Here is an 8,113-nt window from a genome sequence, read left to right on the forward strand (position 1 = left end):
GGGCCTGCCTCCCTTCCGGGAAGCGGGCCCTGGGCGCGCCGGTGACGGCAGGAGTCAGCAGGTCCGGTAGTTGTAACCGGCCTTCCGCCAGTTGCCACGACTGTCGCGAAACTCGTAGTTGCCGTCCCCGATGCGCCTCATGTCGAACCTGTTGACCGTGCCGTCGTATCGCAGATTCAGCGTCTGGCCGGCGGCTTCACTGCCTGACACGTAGGCGATCTGGTAGTCGGCCGCGTAGCTCCAGGTCGCCTTGCCGGCGCTTCCGTCGACTGTCAGGTAGTCGGTGTCGTCCTGGTACTTCGCAGTCGCGTTCTTGGTGTTGGTTCCGAAGACGCCGTCGATGTCCGAGGCCAGGTAGCCGTTCGCCCAAAGGATCATCTGCCACAGGCAAGTAGCGTTGGACGATGCGTTCGTGTTGACGTCCGTGACGCCCTCGTCGCCCCAGTCGTTGGTGTAGACGCCGGTCCCATACACATAGGCCAGACCGCTGTACGTTCCGCTCGCCGCGGCCGGGGTGGTGCTCACGGCGAACATGGCGGCGGCCAAGGCCCCCACCGTGCATGCGCTCAGCTTGATCCGCTTGGTGCGCCAACTCATGACGACTCCCGGATTCGGGCTCCTACTTGGAGCGAGTGCGGGCCATTCAACAGCCTCCGAGGCCGATTCTTTGCGATATATTCACGCCACAGATTGGCCATGTTCACGCCAAGATGACAGGTGCGGCACTGCCTGGCGGACCGTCCGACGCGACCGCCCTGGAGGCCACGCTTGAGTTCCGGTTCGGTGAGCGGTAAGGCGCGCAATGCCGTCGAACGGTGACCGAAGGCTCGAGCCTAGGACAGCGGCCGACCGCCAAGGCCCGTCCGTATAACGCCACGAGGTGAGAACGTCATCGGCCCTAGCCGTCCCTGGCGGACGAGGGCGCTCTGGGACGGCAGCGGCGACACCGGGTCGAGCGCCCTCCCGCGCGCCCAGTTCTCGAACCTTACGGCGGCGCCGAGTGGACGCGTATGCCCATGCGGCGGGGTGGGGCTCCATCATGCTCGTGCTGACCACGGACGGTCCTCTGAGGCTCATTCACCGAGTGCCGGCCAGGCGTCGTGTCACGGCCGATTTCTTGTGGGGAGAGGTGCAAGAGTCGAGACCGACGTACGGTCGGCCGGCCGATCCGCGCCCATCGGCGGTCGACCCTCCTCGCCACCATGGCCCGAACGGGAGCCCCGCCGATGCGCCTCTACGCTCAGACACCAGCACGCCGGAACCTTCAGGTGCTCGCAGACCTGATCGCCGTACTTCTGATCGCCGCTGTTGTAAGGGTCGCCCTCACCGTCCGCGAAACGATCATGCTTCTGGCCGAGCCGGGGCGGAAAGTCGAAAGCTCGGGCAACAGCCTGGCCACTGAACTCGGCAACGCCGGCGATGCGGCGTCAAACGTGCCATTCGTCGGCGGCCTTTTGCGGAAGCCGCTCCAGTCCGCGGCCGATGCCAGCACCGGGTTTGCCGAAGCCGGAGAATCGCTCCAGGAAACGGTCAGCCGCGTGGCCACCTTCACCGCAGCGGCTCTGATCGTCATTCCCGTGGCCTTCGTACTGCTGGTGTGGCTCCCGCCACGTCTGCTCTGGATCCGGCGCAGCGCAACCATTCGACGCCTTCTCGATGCCCCCGGAGGCGCTGATCTGCTCGCCCTGCGCGCTCTCACCGGACCGCCGGGCGCCCTCGCCGCGCTCCCGGCCCCGCCGGGTGGCCTCGCCGACGCGTGGCGACAGGGGGACCGGGACGTCATCACCGACCTCTGCGAGATCGCACTCAGGCGGGCCGGCTTGCGGCCCTGACAGGCGGCTTCTCGCCGACCACCCGAGCCGGCCCGGCCGAACTGAGCTCGCTGCAGGCCAGGGAGTGCGCAACGCGGTCAAGGCCGAGCACTCGGACCGGCCAATGCGCCAGGTCATACCGCTCTGGTGCGGCATCCCAGACGATCCGGGCATCAAAGATCACCTGCCAGTGGCTCATGGTCCTCCTGCGCGGAACCCCGGGCCGCCGGGAACCGGCGCGCCCGGAGGGGCGGTCACGAAGGACTGGTGGGGCCGTCTTCCAGGCCCTCGCTCTCGTCTCCGTCGTCCGCCGACTGCGCGGATCCGACTCCGCAGTGCGCTCCGAGGCGCGTCTCGACCTGCTGGATACCGTCGGCGGCACGCTAACCCTCGGCGGCCTGCTACTGAGTCTCGTGGTGGCGGAATCCTGGTTCCGGCTCACGCCCCCCGGCTTCGGGCTCGTGGCCGCCGTCCACGCCGTGAAGGGCGTCCGTCTGCTCCGCGCCCACCGCCGCCCCACGGCTTGATCCGGGAGGCAGCCCCTGGTGCCGGGTCACCAACGTTTGCCTGGTCGCGGGAGATTGCTCTGTCGACTGGTGGGAGAGTGCGGCCATGGAGATTGCCAACCGCACGCTGACGGTGGACGTGATCGCGGCACTGACGTACTGGCCTGGCGTCATCTGGGGAGGTCAGAAGAACCCTCCGGACCCGGTGGATGTCACTGTTCTGCCCCCTTTCTTCAACGAGGTGCTGCAGGATCTCCCCTGGTGGAACCGCGACTGGAAAGTCACCCACATCGAGCCGGGTCTACCCCTGGAGATCGACAGTGCTCATCACGGTCACCCTTCAAGGTTCACTGAGGTGTCAGTGCCAGGCACGGTCGGTTCCGGCGGTGATGAGAGGCTGCCCTTCGTCGCGAAGGTCGGGTTTGCGGGTGACCGGCTGATCCGATTCCAAGCCAAGATCGGCGACGTGGTCCTCGGTCCCGCCGTCGCCCCCGTCGGGCGGCTGGAGCCACACCCGTTCGCAAGGGTGCTCACCAGGTTGATGAACCTGCGCGGGATTCCGGTCAAGGTGATGGCAAGGGAAACCGCACGATCGATGTCCACCATCCACATGCTTCGCAGCGGAAGCCTTAACCCGGATCCGTCTCTCACCCAGGAGATCGCCAAGGTTCTGGACATGTGCGATGCGGACGTCAGAGTCATCGCTGGACTCGAAGACGGCAGTACGCAGTAGCTGACAGGCGGCAGCGTCACGATGCGGCACTAGGGCGCGTATCGAGTCGTGATCAATTTGCGCGGGATGTGCCTTCGTGGCACGGTCCGGTCCGATAGACGGTCTTACGTGACGCGAGTGCAACTGACCGATCCGGATCGGGAGTTCATCGGGCCGTACCTGCCGATCGGCGAGTACGGCCCGTACCCCGAGCGACTGCGGCGGCAGTTCGAGGGCATGATCTGGCGGTTCAAGACGGGCGGGCAGTGGCGGGAGATGCCGACCCTGGAGAAAGCCGCGACGTTCCAGAAGCGGGCAGACCAGCGAGGTCCACCTCGCCGCCGACCGCAAGTGCCGCCCGCCGGCGTTCATCCTGACCACAGCGCAGGCAGCGGACGGCCCGCGGTTCATCCCCGTCCTGAAGAAGGTACGGGTACGCGGGCCCGTCGGCCGACCCCGCATCGGGGGCCGGACACGGTCGCCGGGGACAAGGCGTACTCGTCCCGCGGAGACCGCGCCCACCTGCGCAAACGCCGTATCAAGGCGCTCATCCCGGAGAACGAGGACCAGGTCGCCAACCGGAAGAAGAACGGCTCCAGAGTCAACGGTCAATCAGCCGTGGACTCGGGGCCTCACCCGTGGATTCCGCGTCGGTGTCGTCGGTGCCCACCGGGCCGCGGGGAAGCAGCCGGTCCAGCCACTTCGGCAGCCACCAGTTGGCCCGGCCGAGGAGTGTCATGGTCGCCGGTACCAGCACCATGCGTACGACCGTGGCGTCGATGAAGATCGCGGTGGCCAGGCCGAGCCCGAACATCTTGGTGGAGGGGTCCTCGGCGACGGCGAAGGACAGGAAGACCGCCACCATGATGAGGGCGGCCGAGGTGATGATCCGGGCGGTGCCCGAGACGCCCTCGACGATCGCCGTGCGGTTGTCGCCGGTGCGCTGGTACTCCTCGCGTACGCGGGAGAGGAGGAACACCTCGTAGTCCATCGACAGGCCGAACAGGATGGCGAAGAGGAACATCGGGATGAACGACACGATCGGAACCGTCGCTTCCAGCCCGATGAGTGCGCCTCCCCAGCCCCACTGGAAGACCGCGACCATGATGCCGTAGGACGCGCCGATGCTCAGAAGATTCAGCAGGACCGCCTTGAGCGGAACGAGGATCGAGCGGAAGGCCAGCATCAGCAGCAGGAACGACATCGCCAGCACGGCGGCGACGAACGCCGGCAGGCGTTGACTGGTGCGTTGGCCCACGTCGGACAGGCTCGCGGCGGCGCCGCCGACGTGCGCCTCGGCCGGGCCGTGCCCGATCGCCGTGGGCAGCACGTCGGTGCGCAGCCGGGCGATGGTGTCGGCCGTGGCCTTGTCCTGAGGGCTGGTGGTCGGGAACACCACGAGGGTCGCGATGCCGGTGGCCCGATCGATGTGCGTCGGCGCGACGGATGCGATGCCCGGATCCGCCGCGACCGTTGCGACGAGTCGATCCAGCACTCCCGGATCACCGGTGGGGTCCGCCGCGATGACGAGGGGACCGTTGGTGCCCGGGCCGAATCCCTCGGCGACGAGGTCGTAGGCCCGGCGCTCGGTACGGCTCTGGGGCTGTGAGCCGTCGTCGGGCAGGCCGACGCGCAGGCCGAGCACGGGCAGCGTCGCGGTCAGCAGCAGCCCCGCCGCGCCGACCGCGTACGGCACCGGGTGCCGGCTGACGTGGCCGATCCAGCGACGCCACCCGGCGGTGTGGGCGGCGCCTGCCGCCGGGTCCCGCCGCCGTGCGAGTCGGCCCAGCCTCCTGGTCTGCAGAGCCCGGCCGATCCGGCCGGCCCGGGCCAGGCGTGGGCCGGCGGCACCGAGGAAGGCCGGCAGGAGCGTCACCGACGCGACCACCATGGTCAGAACGACGATCGAGACGGCGAGCCCGCCCACCGTCATGAACGGTACGTTCGCGACCGCCAGGCCGAGGATCGACACGACGACGGTGCCGCCGGCGAAGACCACGGGCCTCCCCGCCGTGGCCACCGCTCGCCCCGCCGCCTCGCGGGGATCGAGCCCGCGCGCGAGGTACTCCCGGTGCCTGGCGAGCACGAACAGCGCGTAGTCGATGCCCACTCCGAGCCCGACCATGCTGCCCAGGACAGGGGCGAAGGTCGGGACGTCCGTCACCCCCGCCAGTACCGTCATCGTGGCAACCCCGACGGTCAGCCCGAAGACCGCCATGCCGATCGGCAGCGCGGCGGCGACGAGCGAACCGAACGCCAGGAACAGGATCGTGGCCGCGGCGAGGAGGCCGATCAGCTCGCTTGTGCCGCCGTCGGGGTCGGAGAAGGCGTAGAAGAGGCTCCCGCCCATCTCGATGCGCAGCGGCAGGTCGGCGCGCAGCCGGTCGCCGAGATCGACGAGGGCGTCGAGGTCTTCGGCCGACAGCCGGCTCTGGTCGGGGTACTGCACACGAACGACGGCGATCCGCCCGTCGGCCGAGACAAGGCCGCCGCGCACGGTGGCGTCCCGGCCTGCGTCAAGTGCCCCCGCCGGGTCGCTCGTGCCGAGCACGTGCGGCAGCCGCTGCACCTCGGTCTGCAGCCGCGTGAGAGCGGTGCGCGCGCTGCCGTGGTCGAAGAACGTCGCACCGCCGTCGAGGGGGGTGACGACCACTTGGGCGGTCATGCCCTCCTGGCCGGTGCCGGCCCGCTCGATCAGTTGCGCGGCCCGTTGGGAGTCCAGTCCCGGAGCGGTCATCGAGTCCGCGGTCCGCCCGCCGATGGCGATCGCGGCGAGGACGGCGAGCGTGGCGGCAATCAGCCATGCCGCGATCACCCGCCAGGGATGGCGGGCGGCGCTTGTGCCCAGGCGCAACAGGGCTTTCGAGAGCATCGGGTCCTCCAACCACCTCGTCGGCCGTCCTTGTACGGCCTCCGTTGCCGAGGTTCGTCGCCGCGGCGCTCTGTGGCATCGGCTCGCGGGCCGCGGATCCGTCGGCCCCGGGGCCGAGTGACACCCCGTACTTTCGGCCGATGCGCGGCACGGCGCGGCCCCTAAGCTGAGAACCGTGCTGCGCGACGACCTGCGAACCCTGTGGACCGAACCCCGGCCGCCCGACGCGCCCGCCCGGGTGTGGCGGGACTGGGCGCTGCTCGCCGTGAGCCTGGTTGCCGTGGTGCTGGAGGCCACCCTGCGCGAGAACGTCGTGTGGCGGCCGGTGGCGGTGGTGTTCGCCGTCTGTACGTGCCTGCTGCCCCTGTGGCGCCGGACCCGCCCACTGGCGATGGTCACGCTGGGGTTCGGCTCGGTGATCCTGCTCCAGCTGGCCTCGCTGGTCGCCGCACCGGGCGAGCACGTCGGCCTGGACACCGGCATGGTCGTGCTCGTGCTGGTGTATGCGCTGCCCCGGTGGGGATCGGGACGGGAGATCGTGCTGGGCAGCGCGGTGATCCTCACGACCTTCGCGCTGGGGGTCGTCGCGGACGAAATCCCGGCCGCCGAACAGGTCGGGGGCTTCGTCTTCCTGTCGCTGCCCGGCTTGATCGGGGCCGCCGTGCGGTTCTGGGGGACCGCTCGCGAGCGACAGTTGGAGCAGGTACGCTCCCGCGAGCGTGAGCAGCTCGCCCGGGAACTGCACGACACGGTGGCCCACCACGTTTCGGCCATGGTGATCAGCGCCCAGGCGGGCCGGGTGCTCGCGGGCACCGACCCGTCCGCCGCCGTCGAGGCGCTGGAGGGGGTCGAGGAGGAAGGGGCGCGCACGCTGGAGGAGATGCGAGCCATGGTCGCCGCGCTGCGCGACCGCGGGGCCGGCGCCGAGCTGGCGCCGCCTGCCGGTTTCGCGGATCTGGAGCGCCTGGTGCGCACCCCGGGTGGTCGCCTCAGGGTCGACCTGGGTCTCGACGGCGAACTGGACACGCTGCCCCCGGCCGTGGTCGCGGCCGTCTACCGCATCGTGCAGGAGTCGGTGACCAACGCCAGGCGGCATGCGGTCAACGCGACCGAGGTCGTCGTCCGGGTCACCGCGGAACGGGACACGGTACGGGTGAGCGTGCGCGACAACGGCCAACGCACCGGCCGAGGCCGTGCCGGGTACGGACTCACCGGACTGCGCGAGCGCGCGACGCTGCTCGGCGGCACACTACAAGCCGGCCCCGGCGCCGACCAGGGCTGGCATGTCGAAGCCGAGCTGCCGAGAGGGAGGACCGAGAGCGGTGCCCATCCGCGTCCTCGTCGCTGACGACCAGGCCATCATCCGCACCGGGCTGCGGATCATGCTGAACGCCCAGCCCGGCATCGAGGTGGTCGGCGAGGCCGCCGACGGACAGGAAGCGGTACGTCTGGCCCGCGAACTGCGCCCCGACGTCTGTCTGTTCGACATCCGCATGCCCGTGATCGACGGGCTCGAGGCCACCCGGTTGGTCGCCGGCCCGGGCGTCGCCGACCCGCTGGCCGTGGTCGTCATCACCACGTTCGACCTCGACGAGTACGTCTACGGCTCACTGCGTGCCGGCGCCCGCGGATTCCTCCTCAAGGACACGGGACCAGACCTTCTGGCCCAGGCCGTACGGTCGGCGTCCGACGGTGAGGCGCTCATCGCGCCCAGCGTCACCGTCCGCCTGCTCCAGGCATTCGCGGACCTGCCCGCCGGCCGGCCCGCGGCCCAGCCGGTCTCACCCGTCACCACCCGCGAGGAGCAGGTGCTCCTCGCCGTCGCCCGCGGGCTGACCAACACCGAGATCGCCGATGCACTGCACATCAGCCTCAGCACGGTGAAGACGCATCTGGCCAGCCTGATGGCCAAACTCGGCGCCCGCAACCGGGTCGAGATCGCGATGTGGGCCTACGAAACGCGCCGTATCCTCCCCGGAACCTGAGCCGGGTGCCGGGCCATGTCCCATGAGTCCCCGCCCGGACATCAGCGCACCGGTCGGCTCACGTCGGCTCCACGTGCCTCACCCGCCCCGGAGCGTGACGTACCAGGAGGCCGGAACCGGGACGGTGAGACACCCGATACGACTGTGAGGATGTTGGGGTGCCGCTCTGGGCGGTGGCCTGACTCGCGATACGACTGGCCCTGGTGCCTTGAGTTTGATCTGTCGGC

7 protein-coding genes and 1 pseudogene are annotated in these 8,113 nt (G+C 69.8%); 6 read left to right on the forward strand and 2 right to left on the reverse strand.

What is annotated here, in order from left to right:
• Nucleotides 1–54 precede the first annotated feature (54 nt).
• Nucleotides 55–597: a peptidoglycan-binding protein gene (locus tag ACFQ7Q_RS36800; RefSeq protein WP_383563199.1), complete on the reverse strand. Its 543-nt coding sequence runs from the start codon at nucleotides 595–597 to the stop codon at nucleotides 55–57.
• A gap of 629 nt (nucleotides 598–1,226) precedes the next feature.
• Here ACFQ7Q_RS36800 and ACFQ7Q_RS36805 point away from each other — a divergent pair.
• The 4 genes and pseudogenes from ACFQ7Q_RS36805 to ACFQ7Q_RS36820 all read left to right on the forward strand — a co-directional run.
• Nucleotides 1,227–1,832: a hypothetical protein gene (locus tag ACFQ7Q_RS36805; protein WP_383563202.1), complete on the forward strand. Its 606-nt coding sequence runs from the start codon at nucleotides 1,227–1,229 to the stop codon at nucleotides 1,830–1,832.
• 176 nt (nucleotides 1,833–2,008) lie between these two features.
• Nucleotides 2,009–2,338: a hypothetical protein gene (locus ACFQ7Q_RS36810; RefSeq protein WP_383563205.1), complete on the forward strand. Its 330-nt coding sequence runs from the start codon at nucleotides 2,009–2,011 to the stop codon at nucleotides 2,336–2,338.
• Between the two features lie 85 nt (nucleotides 2,339–2,423).
• Nucleotides 2,424–3,050: an XRE family transcriptional regulator gene (locus tag ACFQ7Q_RS36815; protein ID WP_383563208.1), complete on the forward strand. Its 627-nt coding sequence runs from the start codon at nucleotides 2,424–2,426 to the stop codon at nucleotides 3,048–3,050.
• 108 nt (nucleotides 3,051–3,158) lie between these two features.
• Nucleotides 3,159–3,629, forward strand: a pseudogene (locus ACFQ7Q_RS36820) (transposase); the annotation flags it as partial.
• A gap of 1 nt (nucleotide 3,630) precedes the next feature.
• Here the strand turns inward: ACFQ7Q_RS36820 and ACFQ7Q_RS36825 are convergent.
• Nucleotides 3,631–5,901: an MMPL family transporter gene (locus ACFQ7Q_RS36825; protein ID WP_383563211.1), complete on the reverse strand. Its 2,271-nt coding sequence runs from the start codon at nucleotides 5,899–5,901 to the stop codon at nucleotides 3,631–3,633.
• A gap of 175 nt (nucleotides 5,902–6,076) precedes the next feature.
• Here ACFQ7Q_RS36825 and ACFQ7Q_RS36830 point away from each other — a divergent pair, with 175 nt between their 5' ends.
• Together ACFQ7Q_RS36830 and ACFQ7Q_RS36835 are read left to right on the forward strand one after the other, a co-directional pair.
• On the forward strand, nucleotides 6,077–7,249 hold the full coding sequence (locus ACFQ7Q_RS36830) for a sensor histidine kinase (RefSeq protein WP_383563214.1): 1,173 nt from the start codon (nucleotides 6,077–6,079) through the stop codon (nucleotides 7,247–7,249).
• Nucleotides 7,224–7,886, forward strand: coding sequence for a response regulator (locus ACFQ7Q_RS36835; protein WP_383563217.1), 663 nt, complete (start codon nucleotides 7,224–7,226; stop codon nucleotides 7,884–7,886). Before ACFQ7Q_RS36830 ends, ACFQ7Q_RS36835 begins: the two co-directional genes overlap by 26 nt.
• Nucleotides 7,887–8,113: the final 227 nt, after the last annotated feature.

It is taken from the genome of Streptomyces sp. NPDC056527, assembly GCF_042794475.1.
Lineage (GTDB): Bacteria > Actinomycetota > Actinomycetes > Streptomycetales > Streptomycetaceae > Streptomyces.